The sequence below is a fragment of the Acidobacteriota bacterium genome (assembly GCA_029861955.1).
In the GTDB taxonomy this organism is placed as follows: domain Bacteria; phylum Acidobacteriota; class Polarisedimenticolia; order Polarisedimenticolales; family Polarisedimenticolaceae; genus JAOTYK01.
Genome location: JAOTYK010000007.1, coordinates 82767 through 100981, shown reverse-complemented (window position 1 = coordinate 100981; position 18215 = coordinate 82767). Strand labels below are relative to the sequence as shown.

Below are 18215 nucleotides of genomic sequence, written 5' to 3'. Positions count from 1 at the left end.
CGCCTTCAATGAAAGCCCTAGAACTGTTTGTAGATGAGGACTTCGCGTCCGTTTCGTCGGAACTCGACGATATCCATCAACTCGCGCATCAGGAACAGGCCGCGCCCGTGGTGAAGATGCATTCGATCTTCATTCCGGGGGTCGGGTACATCGGTCGGGTCGAAGCCTTCACCCTCGTCACGTACGAGGATCAACAACTTTTTCAAATCGGATCCGTACGCGCGAACGAAGATGGTCTTGTCCTTCTCGAACGCGTTGCCGTGAATCATCGCGTTGGCCAACGCCTCTCGGAGCGCGATCTCGAGGTCGGTCTCCTGATCCTCCGTGCAGCCGCATTTGCGGGCAACGCCGATGATCGTGTTGACGCCTTCGTTGAGGGAGGTCTTCGTACTGGGAAAGTGACGCCGAACGCGGATCGCGAACTCACGCCGCCGGAGCGGCCACGGATCGTCTCGATTGTTCACCGTCTGGCCTCCCCATCGGCCATCTCCCGCCAATTCTCGAAGCCTGTGCATTGTAACGCCCCCGGAGCCGTTCTCGACACCGGGATGGTGCTGTTTACGAGAAATGGGCGCTGGAGTTCAGAGGACCGATCGCCTAGTCTGTCGCTGGCAGCGGCAGGACGAGGGACGTAGATGGCGACCCGATTTTGGTTATTCAAATCCGACCCCGACGAATTCGGGCTGAGCCATTTAATGAAGTGTCCGGAGCAGACGACACTCTGGGACGGCGTCCGTAACTATCAGGCTCGCAACTACATGCGGGAAATGAAGTCCGGCGACGGCGTCCTGTTTTATCACTCCCAGACCAAGCCGCCGGCGGTGGTCGCCATCGCGAAGGTCGTACGCGAGGCCTACCCCGATCCCACCCAGTTCGATCCCCTCAGCAAGTACCACGACGCCAAGTCTTCGAGGGATGAGCCTCGGTGGAGTGTGGTCGATATCCGTCTGGAGTCGGCCCTCGATCGGGCCGTGACGCTCCCGGAGATGCGTGAAGAGCCGGCGCTGACCGACATGGAACTGCTCAGAAAGGGCAGCCGGCTCTCGATCCAGCCGGTTCGATCCGCCGAGTGGAAGCGTATCCGAGCCATGGGGCGACGGCAGGCCCCGAAAGCCTGACGAAAGAGTGGAGCGGTTGACTCCCTCGCCGATCCCGCGTAAATAGGGCGCTCACCGCGTCCGATAGCGCATTTTGCGACCAGAGGGCGAGACCGGGAGCGAGCATGTCGGATACCAGCTTCTTCGGGCATCCACGTGGCCTTGCCACATTGTTCTTCACAGAGATGTGGGAACGCTTCAGCTACTACGGGATGCGGGCCCTCCTTGCGCTCTATCTGACGGCCCAGATTATCGACGGCGGCATGGGCATGGATGCGGCGCGCGGTTCCGCGATCGTCGCGCTCTACACCTTCGGTGTCTATCTGCTCTCGCTCCCCGGCGGCTGGATCGCGGATCGGTTGCTGGGGCAACGCAAGTCAGTTCTCTACGGCGGAATGATCATTGCTGCCGGTCACTTCGCGTTGGCCGTCCCCGTCGACGCCTCGTTCTTCTTCGGCCTGATCCTGCTGGTCGTCGGCACGGGGCTTCTCAAGCCGAACGTCAGCGCCATCGTCGGCGACCTGTATGAGGGGAAGGGCGCCCAACGCGATGCCGGCTTCTCAATCTTTTACATGGGGATCAACATCGGTGCCTTCGCGGGACCGCTGGTCTGTGGCGCGCTGGGTGAGAACGTGGATTGGCATCTTGGTTTCGGTATCGCCGGCGTTGGCATGACACTGGGTCTGATCCAGTACGTCATGGGTGGGAAGTACCTCAGGGACGCGGGCAACCTCAAGATATCGGATGACCCCGCACAGAGGTCGCGGGACTGGAAGTACTTCTTCGGGACGGCATTCTTCTGTGGGGTCATCGGGCTGGCGATCTGGATGCTGGCCCGCAACGGGACAATTCAGTTCACCATCACAGAGTTCGCGACGAATACCGGCTATATCTGCCTGGGACTGGTCAGCCTCTACTTCGCCTACCTCATCTTCTTCGCAGCCAAGAACTCCGAGGAGCGGGGCCGAATTGGCGTCATCATCGCCTTGTTCATCGGTGCCGCCGTCTTCTGGTCCGGGTTCGAGCAGGCCAGCACCGGCTTGACCTACTTCGCCCGGGATCTCACCGATCGAAACATCGGCTCCCTGGTCCTGCCGATTACCTGGCTTCAGGCCATCAACCCACTGTTTATCATTATCCTGGCTCCGGTGATCGGTGGGCTCTGGATCAAACTCGATAAGAAGAACCCCTCGTTCGGTGTCAAGTTCGCCATGGGGCTCGTCCTGCTCGGTGTCGGGTTCCTGGTGTTGGCGTGGGGTGCGTCGTTCTCCACCGACGGTGGCCTCAGCCCGATGTGGCTGGTCGTAACCTACTTCTTCCATACCGTCGGCGAGTTGGTTCTTAGCCCCGTCGGCCTCAGCGCCATGACGAAGTTGTCGCCGAAGCGGCTGGTCTCGCAGATGATGGGGATCTGGTTTGTCGGTGCGGCCATCGGCAACCTGATCGCGGGGCTCGTGGGTGGAACCTTCGATCCCAGCGACGCCGGCAAGACCTTCTATGCCGTCGCGGCCTTCGTGATCGGCGCAGGCCTGATCTTCCTGATCGCGTCGCCGGTCATGAAGCGAATGAGCCACGGCATCAATTAACCGGCGGATCGGCCCAGATCGCAGGTTCGGGTTATGGATTCGGGGCGTAGCCTGTCTGCTGGCATCGACGGGCTCTGGACCCTAATATCTACATTATCTACCATAGTATTAATGGGTTACGCCGTGTCGGGAGCTCAACACCGGCAGGGTTGAGGTTGCGATGACCGAGACGATCAAGAACAGCGAACTCGAGGCCGAGCGGGAATCCATGGAGGTCGCCGAGGCGGCCCGTGAGAAAGAGTGGAAGCAACCCAGCTTTCTCCGTGAGCTGTTCCTCGGTCGGTTTCGTCTGGGACTCGTTCATCCGTTCCCCAGGACCGATCAGGAGCGCCCGGAGTTCACCGCGTTCTTCGCTCGGTTGAAGACGTTCCTCGAGAACGAGGTCGACTCGGCGGCCATCGATGCGACGGGCGAGTATCCGCAGTCCCTGATCGACGGGCTCAAGCAGATGGGTGCATTCGGACTGAAGATCCCCCGTGAATACGGTGGGTTGGGATTCAGCCAGGTCGAGTACTCCCGGGTGATGGAGTTGCTCGGTAGCGCCGACGGATCGGTATCGGCTCTCCTCTCGGCACACCAGTCCATCGGCGTGCCGCAGCCCCTGAAGATCTTCGGGTCGACCGAGTTAAAGCAGAAGTACTTGCCGCGTTGTGCCGCCGGGGCGATCACGGCGTTCGCCCTGACCGAGGACAGCGTGGGTTCGGATCCCGCCAATCTCGACACCACCGCAGAGAGAGCGGACGACGACAGCCATTACATCATCAACGGTGAGAAGCTCTGGTGCACCAACGGGACCATCGCCGATCTGCTGGTCGTGATGGCCAAGCACCCCGATACGAACCGGATCAGCGCGTTCGTCGTCGAGGCGGACAGCCCCGGAGTGACTGTCGAACATCGATGTCATTTCATGGGACTTCGCGCACTCGCCAATGGCGTGATCTCGTTCACCAATGTCCGCGTGCCGAAAGAGAACCTGATCGGAAAAGAGGGGGCCGGGCTCAAGATCGCCCTGACCACGTTGAACACCGGTCGTCTCTCGTTGCCGGCGGGCTCTGCGGGTTCCACAAAACGCTGTCTCGAGATTTGCAGGAAATGGGCCGCCGAGCGTGTCCAGTGGGGCTTCCCCATCGGCAAGCACGAGGCGATCGCTCATAAGCTGTCGGACATGGCGGCGACGACCTTCGCGATGGAAGCGATCTCCGACCTGGTCAGCGAGATGGCGGACCGCGGCGGGTACGACATCCGATTGGAGGCGGCGGCCGCGAAAGAATGGAACACCGTTCAGGGTTGGCGGCTGATCGACGAGACGATGCAGATTCGTGGCGGTCGCGGCTACGAGACGGTGCAGTCGTTGGCGGATCGAGGCGAGGCCCCGATCGATGTCGAGCGGCTCATGCGTGATAGTCGGATCAACACGATCTTCGAGGGTTCCAGCGAGATCATGCATCTATTCATGGCTCGCGAGGCCGTGGATAAGCACCTGCAGGTCTCCGGCGCGATGATCGACCCGAAGAAGAGCCTTGGGCAGAAGTTGAAGGCGTTGCCGGGAATCGCCCTGTTCTACGCCACCTGGTACCCGACTCGTTGGCTTGGATGGGGACGTTGGCCACGCTACGCAGAATTCGGACCCCTGGCCCGTCATCTGCGGTTTATCAACCGGAGCGCCCGTAAGCTCTCCCGTCAGGTCTTCCACGGGATGGTCGTGCACGGCCCCAAACTTCAGCGAAAGCAGGCGTTCCTGTTCCGGATCGTCGATGTGGCCAACGAACTCATGGCGATGTCGGCGGCCATTTCCCGGGCCCAGTCGATGCGGCAGTCGGGTAGTGCCGATGCGGAGTCTGCGACACGGCTGGTGGAGTTCTTCTGCCGTGCCTCGAGGCGGCGGGTCAAGGACTACTTCCGGGGCATGTGGCGCAACGACGACGCCTGCCAGACTCGTCTGGCCCGAGAGGTCTTGCGCGGCAACTACGCCTGGATGGAGAATGACATCGTCTCCGCAGCAAGCACGCCGGCGGAGAAGTCGGACGAGGCGGCCGAAGTAGGCGAACCCGTCTAGGCATTCTATGCGGCACGACAAGCAGGTGTTCTCGAAACGCCGTGCCCGGCTGACGGAACAGTCGCCGGACGATCTTTTTCTGGCGTTCGGTGACGGGGGCGACGACCTCGACCCCAACTACGCGTATCTAAGCGGGTCGCGGGAGACCGCCGGTGTCCTTCTGTTTGGTCACCGGCGGTTCAACCTGCCACGGACCCGCGGTGCACCCGGCCCGGACTACATGCGGAGCCGTCACGCGAGTGCCGTGCTCCTGCTGCCGAAGTCGGACCCGGTGCTGGCCCAATGGGGCGAGGATGCGTCAGAGACGGTCGAGGGCGTCGACGCGGCGGCTCTGGGCGTCGATCTCGTCGCGGATGTCGCCGGTCTCGACGCCATTCTGGCTACGGCGCTGCGCGGCGGAAGGACCCTCTGGCTGATTCGCTCGGCACCCGCGAGTTTCCGTGATCGACCCGATGCCCTGACACGGCTCGCCGGGCGGATCCGCGATCATTTCCCCGCCGTCCGGATTCGCGATGCGGGGGAGCGCCTGGATCGGATGCGGGCCTTGAAGGATGACGGCGAGATCGAGGCCATCGAAAACGCGCTTCAGGTCACTCGACGGGGGCTCGATCGGATCGCCGCGGCGACGGCGCCCGGTATCCGCGAGGGGCAACTCGAGGCGGAACTGAGTTACGCCTATCGCACGGCGGGCGCAAGCCATGCCTTCGGGGCGATCTGCGCGGCCGGGTCCAATGCGCTCCAACTGCACTACCGCGCCAACGACGGCGTGTTGTCGGAGGGGCAACTGCTGTTGATCGACACCGGTGTCAGACTCGAGGGATACTGCTCCGATATCAGCCGGACATTCCCCGTGTCGGGAAAATTCACCGTTCGACAGAAAGAGCTGTACGACGTCGTTCTCGAGGCTCAACGTGTCGCCATCGAGGGCTGTGTCGTCGGTGTGACGCTGGCGGATCTCCATGCGTTGGCCTACGAGGTTATCGATCGGGCAGGGCTGGGGTCCCGATTCGCTCACGGCATCGGGCATCACCTGGGGATCCATGTTCATGACACGCCTCAGGCCGATGGCCCGCTGGAAGCCGGAGCGGTGATCACGATCGAGCCAGGGGTCTACCTCGAGGACGAGGGAATCGGAATCCGAATTGAAGACGACGTCCTGGTGACCGTCGACGGACCGCGGGTCCTGTCGGCCGATTTCCCCAGGTCCACCGACGAGATCGAACGCTGGATGGCGGGAGGCAAGGATTGAGCGAGCTGCCTGACGGTATCCCTCGCGCCCGTCCCGCCGAACCGAGGGACAGCGCCGCCGCAATACTCGTGCGTCGCGACGAGGATGGGCGAGATCGGGTCCTGCTGGCTCGACGATCGCGATCCACCCGATTCATGCCGGGCCACCTCTCGTTTCCGGGAGGGACGATCGACGCCGCCGATCGAGAGACCGCCGATCCCTTTCGGGCGGCCGCCTCCAGGGAGTTGGACGAGGAGCTCGGTCTGCAGGTTGAGGCTACCGAGTGGATCGACGCCGGGGATCGAATCACGCCGCCGATGTTCCCGGTTCGTTTCATGAATCGCTTTTTTGTCCATCGTGTCGAGGCGTTACGCGACGAGATCGCACCGATGACCGACGAGCTGGACTCGGCACGCTTCGAATTGGCGGAGACCGTTCTGGAAGCATGGGAGCGTGGGGAGTGCCGCGTGCCACCGCCGGTCTTGCCGATCCTCCGTTGTCTCGCACGCCACGAGAGTGCCTCTCTCGAGCAGCTGGCGGAAGCGATCCGGCAGGCCAACCAACGAGAAGAGCGAACTCCGCGAATCGAGTTCACGCCGGGGACCTGGATGGTGCCGTTGTCGACGGCAACCCTCCCACCTGCAACCCATACCAATGTCTGGTTTCCCGGCGGGAGGTTCTTCGCCATCGTGGATCCGGGATCCGACGAGCCGGAAGAGCTGGATCGGCTCGCCGGTGTGATCGAGCGACGCTGTTCCGATGGCGACCGGCTGCGGATGGTCTTGCTGACCCATCATCATCAGGATCATGTTGATGGAGTCGCGCAGATTGCCACACGCCTCGATGTACCGGTCTGCGCTCACGAGGCGACCCTCGAGCCGTTGCGAGATCGTCTCGGCGATCTTCGAACCCTGACGATTGCCGACGGTGAGACGATCGATCTGGCCGGAATCACGCTTCGTGCCCATCACACACCGGGCCACGCCGTCGGCCACATGGCCTTCGAGTTGGTCGATCGCGGACTGTTGCTGACGGGAGACCTCGTGAGTAGCGTTTCCACGATCCTCATCGATCCCGAGAGCGGCGATATGGGGGACTACCTCCAGTCGCTCGAGCGGATGAAGGAGCTTGGATGCAAGACGCTCCTCCCCGGACATGGCACGCCGCTACCAGGTAAGACGCTGGAGCGGGTGCTGGAGCATCGTCGCCAACGGGAGAGCAAGATCCGCGTGCAGCTTGGCGATGCACCGCTGGAACTGGATCGGATCGCACGCCAGGCCTACGATGATCTGCCAGAGATGCCTCTACCCCTGATCCGTCGTCAGACCCTTTCTCATCTGCTGTTGCTCGAGCGATCCGGCTCGGCCCGAAGAGTGGGTGAGGACGGCGACCAGTGGAGCACCCAATGAGCGATCCGACCGAGAATGCCCGAGAGATCGAAGGCGTCCTGACCGCCGCGTTCACCCCGGAGGTCTTGCGGATCCAGGACGACAGCGCCCACCATGCGGGCCACGCCGGTAATGTGACCGGCGGCGGCCACTACACGGTGACCCTCGTTAGCACGTCGTTCGCCGGACTCACACGAGTCGAGCAGCATCGACGGGTCTACGAGTCGCTCGGTAGACGGATGGGGACGATGATTCATGCGCTGGCGCTGCGAACCATGACACCCGACGAGTGGTCCAGGCTGACCGACTAGCCCGGATCGCAGGCATCTCCGATCGTATCGTTGTCCGTGTCGACCTGCCCCGGGTTGAACGTCGCCGGACAGTTGTCGCACAGGTTCCCGATGAAGTCACCGTCGTCATCGGTCTGATCGAGGGACGCCACCGTCGAGCAGTTATCCTCCAGATCGAGGATCGTGTCGCTGTCGGTATCGTTATCCCCGAACGGACAGGCCCCGGACCACTGGGTTGGCGTTCCATCCGATCCCTGGCCGATCGCCGAATCGTCACAGCTGTTGCGAGCCCCGATCAGGTAGAACCACATCTCGCCGGGATCGGGAACTGTGTTGATAGTCGTAGAGTTCCTAACCACTTCCGAACGCCAGCAGATCATCTGAAACACGAACGGCCCGCTCCCCACTCGCAGGCTCGCATAGACGTTGCTGACGTGGCCCTGGAAGCTCTTCGTCCAGGTCAGCGTCTGGCCGATGTCGCCCCTCAGTCGTAGCGACGGACCGATCGGGAGCGGATCATTGGCGACACCGGCCGTGAACGAGGCGCAGTCGTCAAGATCGATCACGCCATCGTTGTCATCGTCGGGATCGCAGATGTCTCCCTGACCGTCGGACTCGTTGTCTTCCTGGCCTGCATTCGCCATGAGCGGACAGTTATCGTCGGGACAGCTGTTGGCCGGGAACGCCGGGTTGCCGAATCCGTCACCATCGGTGTCGGTGCAGCTGTCGCAGGCGTCGCCGTCGGCATCGCCGTCGGCGTTGCCCTGGCCGGTATTGGAGACGGTGGGGCAGTTGTCGACGTCGCCGCAGATTGTGTCGAAATCCTCGTCATTGTTGAAGTCGTTGGGACACGTGTCGCAGGCGTCGCCGAGAAGATCGCCGTCCAGGTCGGACTGACCGACATTGGAGACGGTGGGGCAGTTGTCGACGTCGCCACAGATCGTGTCGGAATCCTCGTCATTATTGAAGTCGTTGGGACACGTGTCACAGGCGTCGCCCAGGAGATCTCCGTCGTCGTCACGCTGGTTGTTGTTCGGCACGAATGGGCAGTTGTCCACATCGCCACAGAAATTGTCGCCGTCGATGTTGTTATCCGCATCGTTGGGGCACGAATCACATACATCGCCAAGCGTATCGAGGTCGGTGTCGAGCTGGTTGGTATTTGACGTGGTGGGACAGTTGTCCACATCGCCACAGACCGTGTCGGAATCCTCGTCGTCGTTAGCGTCGTTGGGGCAGACGTCACAGGCGTCGCCGTTGGCGTCGCCGTCGGCATTGCCCTGGCCGACGTTTGACACGGTGGGACAGTTGTCGACATCGCCACAGATCGTGTCGCTATCTTCGTCGTTGTTGATGTCGTTGGGGCAGGCGTCACAAGCATCGCCGAGTAGATCGCCGTCGAGATTCGCCTGGCCGATGTTGGAGACTGCCGGGCAGTTGTCGACGTCGCCGCAGATCGTGTCGCCGTCCTGATCGTTATCGCTGTCATTGGGGCAGGTATCGCATGCGTCGCCAAGCAGGTCGCCATCGGCGTTGGCCTGGCCAACGTTGGAGATGGTCGGACAGTTATCGACGTCACCGCAGATTGTGTCGGAATCCTCGTCATCGTTGGCATCGTTGGGACATATATCGCAGGCATCGCCGTTGGCGTCCCCGTCGGCATTTCCCTGGCCCATGTTGGAGACGGTCGGGCAGTTGTCGACGTCGCCGCAGATCGTGTCGGAGTCCTGGTCGTTGTCGCTATCGTTGGGACAGGTGTCACAGACATCACCCAGCAGGTCCCCGTCGAGATTCTCCTGACCGAGGTTTGCGACCGTTGGGCAGTTGTCGACATCGCCGCAGATCGTGTCGGAATCCTGATCGTTGTCGCTGTCGTTGGGGCAGCTGTCGCAGACGTCGCCGAGGAGGTCGCCATCCGCGTTGGCCTGGCCAACGTTTGAAATGGTTGGGCAGTTGTCGACGTCGCCGCAGATCGTGTCGCCGTCCTCGTCGTCGTTGGCATCGTTGGGGCAGATGTCGCACGCGTCGCCGTTGGCGTCCCCATCGGCGTTGCCCTGACCGACGTTGGAGACGGTGGGGCAGTTGTCGACATCGCCACAGATCGTGTCGGAATCCTCGTCATTGTTGAAGTCGTTGGGACACGTGTCGCAGGCGTCGCCGAGAAGATCGCCGTCCAGGTTGGACTGGCCGACGTTGGAGACGGTGGGGCAGTTGTCGACATCGCCACAGATCGTGTCACTGTCTTCATCGTTATTGAAATCGTTGGGACACGCGTCACAGGCGTCGCCGAGAAGATCGCCGTCGAGATTCGCCTGCCCGACGTTTGAAATGGTCGGGCAGTTGTCGACATCGCCACAGATCGTGTCGCCGTCCTCGTCGTCGTTGGCATCGTTGGGACAGATGTCACAGGCGTCGCCGTTGGCGTCCCCATCGGCGTTGCCCTGCCCGACATTGGAGACGGTGGGGCAGTTGTCGACATCGCCACAGATCGTGTCGGAATCCTCGTCATTATTGAAGTCGTTGGGGCACGCGTCACAGGCGTCGCCGAGAAGATCGCCGTCGAAATCCGCCTGGCCGATGTTGGAGACGGTGGGACAGTTGTCCACGTCGCCACAGATCGTGTCACTGTCCTCATCGTTATTGAAATCGTTGGGACACGTGTCACAGGCGTCGCCGAGAAGATCGCCGTCGAGATCCGTCTGCCCGATGTTGGAGACCGTCGGGCAATTATCGACGTCGCCACAGATCGTGTCGCCGTCCAGATCGTTGTCGGCGTCAGCGGGGCAGGCATCGCACGCGTCACCCAGCATGTCGCCGTCGGCATTACCCTGGCCGACGTTCGAAACGATCGGGCAGTTGTCGTCCGGGCAGCTGTTGACGGGGAACCCCGGATTGCCGAAGCCGTCCCCGTCGGTGTCGGTGCAAGTGTCACAGGCGTCGCCCGGTCCGTCACTGTCGGTGTCCAGCTGTGTCGGGTTGGAGGTGACCGGACAGTTGTCGACATCACCGCAGGCCCCATCGCCATCGATGTCATTATCCGGATCCAGGGCGCAAACATCGCAGGCATCACCCAGGAGATCCATGTCGCTATCGGTCTGCGGAACGTTGTTGATGTCCGGGCAGTTATCGGTGGGGCAGGTGTCCTGAGGGTAGCCCGGGTTTCCGAAGCCATCGCCGTCCGTATCCTTGCAGTCGTCGAACAGGTCGCAGAGAGCGTCGCCGTCGATATCGTCACCGGTGGCGCAGCTGCAGACCGAGCCCGAGGCCTGGAGCGCCGGATCGCGAGACTCGAGCTGACCGATTCCCGTCGTGTCGAAGCTTCCGGTACGGTTTGCGCAGTCGCCGGCGCGAACCAGATAGAAGAAGCCATCACCGGCTGCGGGGAGGGTGGCGTCATCTGCGTGGAGATCGGCATCGTCGTTCTCGATGCAGGTCAGCGGCGTGCCGCTCAGCCCGAGGGTCTGCAGGTCCAGCAACCCGCCACGGATCGTGTCGTAGGCCTGACCGGCGGCGTAGCCGTTCCAGATCAGGCGGGTCGATGACTCGAATGCAGCGCCATCGACCAGGGACGGGTCATTCTCGTAGACACAGACCTGGTCGATCTTGATCTCGGCGTCGACGCCGTAGATGTTGCCCGCATCGAGGGCCACCGTGTAAATCCCGGGGTTGGTGTAGGAGTGCGTCGGGTTCTGAGCCACGCTGTCCGGCTGGCCGTCGTTCTCGAAGTCCCAGGCCCAACTCGTCGGCGTGTTGGTCGAGAGGTCGAAGAAGTCGATGCTCAACGGCATCAATCCTAGTACCGCCGACGTCGAGAACTCCGCGTCGGGCATCAACGGATTGGGACCCTTGATCATGGTCCATGTATCGCGAACGGCTCCGAACCGATCGATGAACGTCGCGTCGAGTCGTTGGCCATTCACATCCAGCGCCACCGAACCGCGCTCGAGGAGCCCGAAGTAGTGGGCCGGGTAATCCAGGGTCCCGCCACCCAGTTGCCCCGAGCTTCCGGCCACGACGTAGACCGACCCGGCATGCGGGTCCGGACCGAGGAGCGTCTTGATATACGGGCCGTCGCCGGTAACCCGTCCATCGCCGCCGTTCAACTCCATCGTCTGGTCGTCGTAGGTCGTGGAGTCTCCGTAATGACCGTCGATGAGGTACGACCGTTCGTAAGAGTGGCTGTGTCCCGAAAGGACAAGATCGACGCCGTAGTCCTCGAGGATGGGCAGCGCGTTGGTCCGCATCTCGATTAGTGGCGTTTCGGTGTCGGAATCGTGAGAGCCCTTGCTGTACGGCGGGTGATGCCAGAACGCGACGACCCAGTCCTGACTGGTGTCGGCGATGTCGTCCTCGAGCCAGGTCATCATCGTGCCCGTGCCGGACCGGTCGGTGCCCGACGAGTCCAGCACGATGAAGTGGATATTCCCGTAATCGAATGAGTAATACGCCTCGGTACCCGACACCAGGCCGCCGGCCTCGGCGTTTGACGGTAAGGAAAAGATGTCGAAGTAGGCGCCGGTCTCCAACCCTCGATTCACGATGTCATGATTGCCGATCGTCGACCACGAGCTGACCTGACGAAGGATCGTCGGGTACATGTCGAAGAACGCCGCCTGGTATTCCTGGTCGGTTCCAGACGGATACGCGTTGTCCCCCAGCAGCAGCCAGAAATCCGTTCGAGTTCCGGCGGTAAACGCCAGGTACGCATCGCGGACATCCTGAGCAGCGAGATTGGCCGTCCCGGAGTCGCCGGTGACCCAGATGCGCATCGGTTTCGCGACGCCGACCAGGGGTGCCGTGAAGAAATGATGATCCGCGTCGTCACCGGCGAGGATCGTCGATGAGTCGCCGACGGCGTAGAAATACTGGGTGTCCGCAAGAAGCCCCGTCAGTTCGACGTCGTGGTCCGGCTTGAGGATGGGGTCCATCTCTGGAGTGAGCAGGTTGCCGGGGGCATCTCCGTAGAGCACACGGGACGTCACCGGAATGTTGGTTCGCCATCGAATGCGAACGCTGTCGGGTGTCGCCATCTGCAGGTACGGTCCACGGGTCACGGTGGCGACCCGATTCAGAACGAGTTGCGGGGCAATCACGAAGTCACTGGAGCCAGTTCCGTGGTTCCACAGGCCGATTGCCAGAACGTTTTCGCCATCGACCACGTGGGGGAGCGCCATCGACGTGATGTCGAACAGCTCGTACACGGGGGCCGCTGCATTGCTGGATTCGTGCCCCGCCGTCGCCGATGTGTTCCAGAGTGGTGGCCCGGGCGGCATATTCGGAGAGCGATAGACCTCTTGTCCGTTCATCCAGACGATGACCGCGTCGTCGTAGTCGAGGCCGAGAATCATGTTGAAGATCGATGTCTTGTCGGCCACGTTGAAGGTGGTTCGAGTGTAGGCCGACCGGCTGGTCGAAGGGATCATCGACTGGATCAGATTCTCGGCGCCGCTGCCGGTCTCATAGCCGACACCGAAGTTGCCGGGATCCCACAGGGCATCGTCAAACCCAGGCGCGATCCAGGTCAGCCCCAGGGCCGGGTCCGTGTCGTTGGCCTTGTACAGCGTCGGGCCACCGAAGTCGACGACGATCGTCTCGGCAAACGCGACGCCGACCCCTAGAACAAGGAGCAAGCCAATCATCAGCCGTCTGTACACGCGTGCGCCCATTCTCTATCCGTCACTTCCCAGCTGTTCCAGCGCGCTTCGAACATGTTCTTCCAGTCGTTCCGTCGCGGTGTTTCTGCGTCGGTTCTCGGAGAGTCGGCCGATCGCACTCAGCGCGGCCTGGTAGGCCTGTCTGGCCTCCGTCGGTCGATTGGCGTCGGTCAGGATGTCGCCACGTTCGCTGAGCCAGCGTTCCTTACGGGCGGCAGAGTCGGCGATTCGATCGAGGCGTGCAAGTGCTGCATCGGTGCGACCCATCTCCAACTCGATCTCGATCGCCAGCCGTAGCAACGTGACAGGGGCCCCAAGTCGTTTGACGCCATCTTCCAGACCCCGAATCGCCTCATCGTAGTGCTGTGCGCCGGCCGATCGCAGAGCTCTGGCTCGTTCCAGGTAGTCATCCGGTCGTGGCCGTCCTTCAACGACCCCGTCGATAGCCAGCGTGTAGGCGTCGGCCGCCGCTCGATAGCGACCGAGTTCCGCCAGCGCTTGTCCGCGGATCACGTGGCCGGAGAGAGAATTCGATTCGTGGCGGAGGTAGAGATTCACATGTCGGAGTGCCTTCTTCGGCTCGCCTCGATCCAGTTGCAGGCGTGCGATATGGAAATGCGCGATGCGACGATCCTGCTGAAGACGCGCGGCACGATCGAAATCCTTCTGTGCGAGATTCCACTCACGGTGGATGCGATGCAACTCGCCCCGTTTGATGTAGAGCGACGCGTCCCTGGGGGCGGCTTCGAGTCGAGCCGTTACATCGACGATCTGTTGGTCGATTCCCGGATGTGCGAGAAGCGCCGCGGATGCCAGCAGCATCCCGGTGATCAAAGCAATTCGGATTGCAATTATAATACTTATAATGGGGGTCCCCGCGCGCATCCTTACTATGTACGAAGAAAGACGGAGCGCACCACCCCCCAAATTGCGGAACCGTCCAATCTGTATATCCGTTGAATTTCCGCGATAAAGATCCGTCAGTCAGTTTGAGTCACACACATCGCCCTTCCCGTCGCCGTCGGAATCGGCCTGATCGGGGTTGGGGTCGTTGCGACAGTTGTCACAGGGATTGCCGACGCCGTCGCCGTCGTTGTCGGTCTGCAGCGTGTTGTTCACGAGCGGGCAGTTGTCACAGACGTCTCCGATCCCGTCCAGATCGACGTCGGCCTGGTTGGTATTGGCCACCGCAGGACAATTGTCCAATCCGTCGGCGATTCCGTCGCCATCCACGTCGTTCATCGCCTGACAGGCGTCGCCGATACCGTTGCTGTCGGCATCCTCCTGTCCCGGGTTGAAGGTGTCGGGGCAGTTATCGACGTCGCCGCAGACACCGTCGCCGTCGATGTCGTCCAGCGGATCGGCGGGGCAGAGATCGCAGGCATCACCGATACCGTCGAGGTCGGAGTCGGTCTGGGGAGGGTTGAACACCGCGGGACAGTTATCCATGAAATCCAGCACGCCGTCGCCATCGGCGTCGGGATTTTCGCAGGCGTCACCGACGCCATCGGTGTCCGCGTCCTCCTGACCCGGATTGGCGACGTTGGGGCAGTTGTCGACATCGCCACAGACTCCGTCGCCATCCACGTCGTTGTCGGGATCGGCCGGGCACGCGTCACAAGCGTCGCCGACACCATCGGCATCGGCGTCGGCCTGGGTCGGGTTGGAGACCGTCTGGCAGTTGTCGACGTCACCGCAGAACCCGTCGGCGTCCGCGTCGTCATTGGGGTCCGCCGGACATACATCGCACGAATCGCCGGCACCGTCGGCGTCAAGGTCCTTCTGACCCGGGTTGGCGACGGTGGGACAGTTGTCGTCCCCCTGGCAGAGTCCGTCGCCATCGACGTCGTTGACCGGGTCACCAGGGCACAGGTCGCAAGCATCGCCCAGGTTGTCGACGTCCTCGTCCTCCTGGCCCGGGTTGGCGATCAGGGGACAGTTGTCGTCTGCGCTGCACAGACCATCGCCGTCCGGGTCACCGGGGTTGTCCAGGGGGCATACGTCGCAGGCATCACCGTTTCCGTCGAAATCGGTGTCATCCTGAGTGTCGTTGAAGACGAACGTGCAGTTATCGTCGACGTCCGGGACCGTATCCCCGTCGGCGTCGGTCGCGCTACAACCGTTCCCGTAGCCGTCGTCGTCGGAGTCGATCTGTTGCGGGTTGGCGACCCACTGACAGTTGTCGCAGGCATTTCCGACGAAGTCACCATCGGAGTCGGCCTGAGCGGCGTTGGCGATCAACGAGCAGTTGTCTTCCGCATCGATCACCGCGTCGGCATCGAAGTCGCCGGAGACGGCGAAGCACCCGCCGGGATCGGCGCGCGGCGTGCCCAAGCCATCAACACCGAGCCCACCGTCGCCACAGACGTTGTGACCGTTAACGAGATAGAGGTAGACGTCCCCCGCCGGTGGCGTGTCGTTATCGACGAGGTCGATCTGCGGAATATCGGGTGCGAGGCAGTCGAAAAAGCCGACCGCGCCACCGGCCGACCGGGTCGCCCGAAACACGTTGCTGGTGTGGCCCTGGACCGCTCGGGTCCAGATCAACCTCAGAGCCGGGCCCTGCCGATCTTGCGTCACGTAGGGAATGTCACCAGGAAGCGTCGAGACGCCGGCGATCAGCGGCGCACAGTCGATGTTGTCGCGGACGCCATCGTTGTCGTCGTCCCGGTCGCAGACATCGCCCTTCCCATCGCCGTCGTTGTCTTCCTGTAAAGGGTTCGCGTTCAGGTCGCAGTTGTCGACGCTCGCACAGAGTCCGTCCCCATCCACGTCGTTACCGACATCGGTCGGACAGGGATCGCATGCATCTCCGACACCGTCCGCATCCTGGTCGGCCTGCGATCCATTGGCGACGTCCGGGCAGTTGTCGGATTCCGCGCAGATGCCGTCGAGATCGGGATCGAAACAGCCCGAACCCTTCAACATGCCGAAGGTATCGCTGACAGCGCCGGCGGAATTGAGGAAGCTCAAGTCGAGGCGGTTGTTGTTGATCTCGATCACCAACGATCCCAACTCGTTCAGGGACTCGAGCATCGCGGGATGGTCTAGCGCGCCACCGGTGATCTTCCCCGAACTACCGGCAACGACGTGGACCGTGCCGGAGTGGGCCAGTGGGCCGACGGCATTCTTGACGTACTCGCCGTCACCCATCGGGTCGCCGTCGCCCGACTCGACCTTCATGGACTCCATGAATGTCGTCGAGTCACCGTAGTGGCCGTCGATCAGGTAGCTGCGTTCGTAGGAGTGGCTGTGGCCGGTGAGCGTCAGATCGACCCCGTAGGCGTCGAGAATCGGCACGCCCCACTGACGCATCTCGATCATCGTGAGTTCCGTGTCCGAGTCGTGGGATCCCTTGCTGTACGGGGGATGGTGCCAGAACGCGATGATCCAGTCCTGGTCCGTCGACGCCAGGTCGGCGTCCAGCCAGGTCATCATCGGCGACGTGGGGATTCGCGGATTGCCGGATGAGTCGAGGACGACGATGTGGACGTTGGCGTAGTCGAACGAGTAATAAGACTCGGTGCCTGAACTCACGCCGCCCAGCTCCGCCATCGTCGGGAACTCGAAGATCTCGAAATAGGGGCCGTCCTGCATGACGCTGTTGGAGCTGGCGGCATCGTGATTGCCGATCGCCGACCAGACCGGCGTCGAGACGAAATAATCGTCGTACATGTCGAAGAGCTTGGTCTGATATTCGGGGTCGGTTCCGTTCGGGTATGCATTGTCACCCAGCAGGAAGATCAAATCGGTGCTCGCACCTGATGTAAACGTCGTGTACGCGTCCTTGACCGCCGTGGCGTTGGCGTCGCCGGTACCCGAGTCGCCGAGGACCCAAATGCGGAGTGGGATGGCGGCCCGATTCGCCGGCGCCGTGCGAAACACATGGTCGCTGTCGTTGCCGACGAGCTGTTGCGTCACGGTGCCGACGGCGTAGTAGTAAGTCTGGTCGCCGCCCAGGCCGTTTAGCTGGATCGAATGATCGACAGTCGTCGAGAAGTTCAAGACGCTGGAACTGAGGTTGCCCGGGAACGTCCCGAAATCGACGCCACTGGTGGTTGCCACGCTGGTGCGCCACTGAATCGTGATCGAATCGTCGCCCACCATCTGTAAATACGGACCTCGAACCACCGTGGCCGGAACGTTGGCGCGGAGACGCGGAACGAGAACCAGATCCGAGGACGCCCCGGACGTGTTCCAGACACCCACGGAGAGAGTATTGGCTCCGTTCTGGAGGACCGGACCCCCCGTTGTGGTGACGTCGGTCTCCTCGAACGACGGTGTGGCGCCGTTACTGGATTCGTGGGTCGACGGCGCGGCGTTCCAGGGAGGAGGGCCCGACGGCATGTTGGGGGAGCGGTAGACCTCCACGCCATTGATCCACGCGACGACGCCATCGTCGTAGTCGACACCGAAAACAAGATTCTGGATCGCCGAGGTGTCGGCGAGGTTGAACGTCGTTCGCGTGTACGTCGACCACGACCCGACGGGCACGGGCGTGGTGATCAGAGCCTCGGCCCCGGTGCTGGATTCATACCCGACGCCCAACGCGCCCACCGTCCAGCCGCTGTCATCGAACGCGAATTGTGTCCACGCCTGGCCCAGGCCGGGGTCGGTCACGTTGGACAGGTAGCGGGTGGTCGTGCCCTCGTCGACGAGCGTGATCTCCTGGGCGGAGGCCGACCCCAGGATCGCCAGGGCGAACAACGCCATCAAGATCGAAAGACGCGCCGTTCCGGGCGCGCACGATAAGGACATGAGAATCTCCGCGTCCGTTTTATATACCCGCCGATGACGGCCGCGCCGCGACTTTTTTGCGTAGGCGGAGGCCAGAAAAGGCAAAATACCTCCAGGCTCCCCTTGGGTCGGGTGCCGCCGGGGCGGGCCTCGGATAGAATCCCGGTCTTGCCTCAGGA

General features: G+C 62.3%; 10 protein-coding genes. 6 read left to right on the top strand and 4 right to left on the bottom strand.

Annotated elements, in window-relative coordinates; all coding sequences use genetic code 11:
- Positions 1 to 17: 17 nt before the first annotated feature.
- Entirely contained in the window at positions 18 to 464 is a 447-nt protein-coding gene (locus OES25_04840) for an ATP-binding protein (GenBank protein MDH3626967.1), read from the bottom strand.
- A 171-nt stretch (positions 465 to 635) separates the two neighbouring features.
- Between OES25_04840 and OES25_04835 the strand changes: the two genes are divergently transcribed.
- The 6 genes from OES25_04835 (at position 636) to OES25_04810 (ending at position 7666) form a co-directional block, all read left to right on the top strand.
- Positions 636 to 1118 carry an EVE domain-containing protein gene (locus OES25_04835; GenBank protein MDH3626966.1) on the top strand — a complete coding sequence of 161 codons (483 nt, stop codon included), beginning with the start codon at positions 636 to 638 and terminating at the stop codon, positions 1116 to 1118.
- 104 nt (positions 1119 to 1222) lie between these two features.
- The gene (locus OES25_04830; GenBank protein MDH3626965.1) at positions 1223 to 2683 is read left to right on the top strand and encodes a peptide MFS transporter; all 1461 of its coding nucleotides are present in this window, start codon (positions 1223 to 1225) and stop codon (positions 2681 to 2683) included.
- 160 nt (positions 2684 to 2843) lie between these two features.
- Positions 2844 to 4739: an acyl-CoA dehydrogenase family protein gene (locus OES25_04825; protein ID MDH3626964.1), complete on the top strand. Its 1896-nt coding sequence runs from the start codon at positions 2844 to 2846 to the stop codon at positions 4737 to 4739.
- A gap of 7 nt (positions 4740 to 4746) precedes the next feature.
- Positions 4747 to 5988: a M24 family metallopeptidase gene (locus OES25_04820; protein MDH3626963.1), complete on the top strand. Its 1242-nt coding sequence runs from the start codon at positions 4747 to 4749 to the stop codon at positions 5986 to 5988.
- A complete protein-coding gene (locus tag OES25_04815; GenBank protein ID MDH3626962.1) occupies positions 5985 to 7376 on the top strand; it encodes an MBL fold metallo-hydrolase in 1392 nt (463 codons plus the stop codon). The genes OES25_04820 and OES25_04815 overlap by 4 nt, the downstream gene beginning before the upstream one ends.
- A complete protein-coding gene (locus tag OES25_04810) occupies positions 7373 to 7666 on the top strand; it encodes a BolA family transcriptional regulator (protein ID MDH3626961.1) in 294 nt (97 codons plus the stop codon). Before OES25_04815 ends, OES25_04810 begins: the two co-directional genes overlap by 4 nt.
- On the opposite strand, the gene OES25_04805 is transcribed toward OES25_04810, so the two are convergent.
- The 3 genes from OES25_04805 to OES25_04795 form a co-directional block, all read right to left on the bottom strand.
- Complete coding sequence (locus tag OES25_04805; protein MDH3626960.1) at positions 7663 to 13284, bottom strand: thrombospondin type 3 repeat-containing protein; 5622 nt, start codon at positions 13282 to 13284, stop codon at positions 7663 to 7665. The two genes, OES25_04810 and OES25_04805, sit on opposite strands and share 4 nt — an antisense overlap.
- A 30-nt stretch (positions 13285 to 13314) precedes the next feature.
- Positions 13315 to 14121 carry a tetratricopeptide repeat protein gene (locus OES25_04800; GenBank protein ID MDH3626959.1) on the bottom strand — a complete coding sequence of 269 codons (807 nt, stop codon included), beginning with the start codon at positions 14119 to 14121 and terminating at the stop codon, positions 13315 to 13317.
- Between the two features lie 162 nt (positions 14122 to 14283).
- Positions 14284 to 18057, bottom strand: coding sequence for a thrombospondin type 3 repeat-containing protein (locus tag OES25_04795; GenBank protein ID MDH3626958.1), 3774 nt, complete (start codon positions 18055 to 18057; stop codon positions 14284 to 14286).
- Positions 18058 to 18215 lie beyond the last annotated feature (158 nt).

Bases quoted from the DNA above. Each gene is read 5' to 3' on its own strand.
- OES25_04835 (MDH3626966.1), top strand. From the start codon at position 636: ATGGCGACCCGATTTTGGTTATTCAAATCCGACCCCGACGAATTCGGG.
- OES25_04830 (MDH3626965.1), top strand. From the start codon at position 1,223: ATGTCGGATACCAGCTTCTTCGGGCATCCACGTGGCCTTGCCACATTG.
- OES25_04825 (MDH3626964.1), top strand. From the start codon at position 2,844: ATGACCGAGACGATCAAGAACAGCGAACTCGAGGCCGAGCGGGAATCC.
- OES25_04820 (MDH3626963.1), top strand. From the start codon at position 4,747: ATGCGGCACGACAAGCAGGTGTTCTCGAAACGCCGTGCCCGGCTGACG.
- OES25_04810 (MDH3626961.1), top strand. From the start codon at position 7,373: ATGAGCGATCCGACCGAGAATGCCCGAGAGATCGAAGGCGTCCTGACC.
- OES25_04805 (MDH3626960.1), bottom strand. From the start codon at position 13,284: ATGATTGGCTTGCTCCTTGTTCTAGGGGTCGGCGTCGCGTTTGCCGAG.
- OES25_04800 (MDH3626959.1), bottom strand. From the start codon at position 14,121: ATGCTGCTGGCATCCGCGGCGCTTCTCGCACATCCGGGAATCGACCAA.
- OES25_04795 (MDH3626958.1), bottom strand. From the start codon at position 18,057: ATGTCCTTATCGTGCGCGCCCGGAACGGCGCGTCTTTCGATCTTGATG.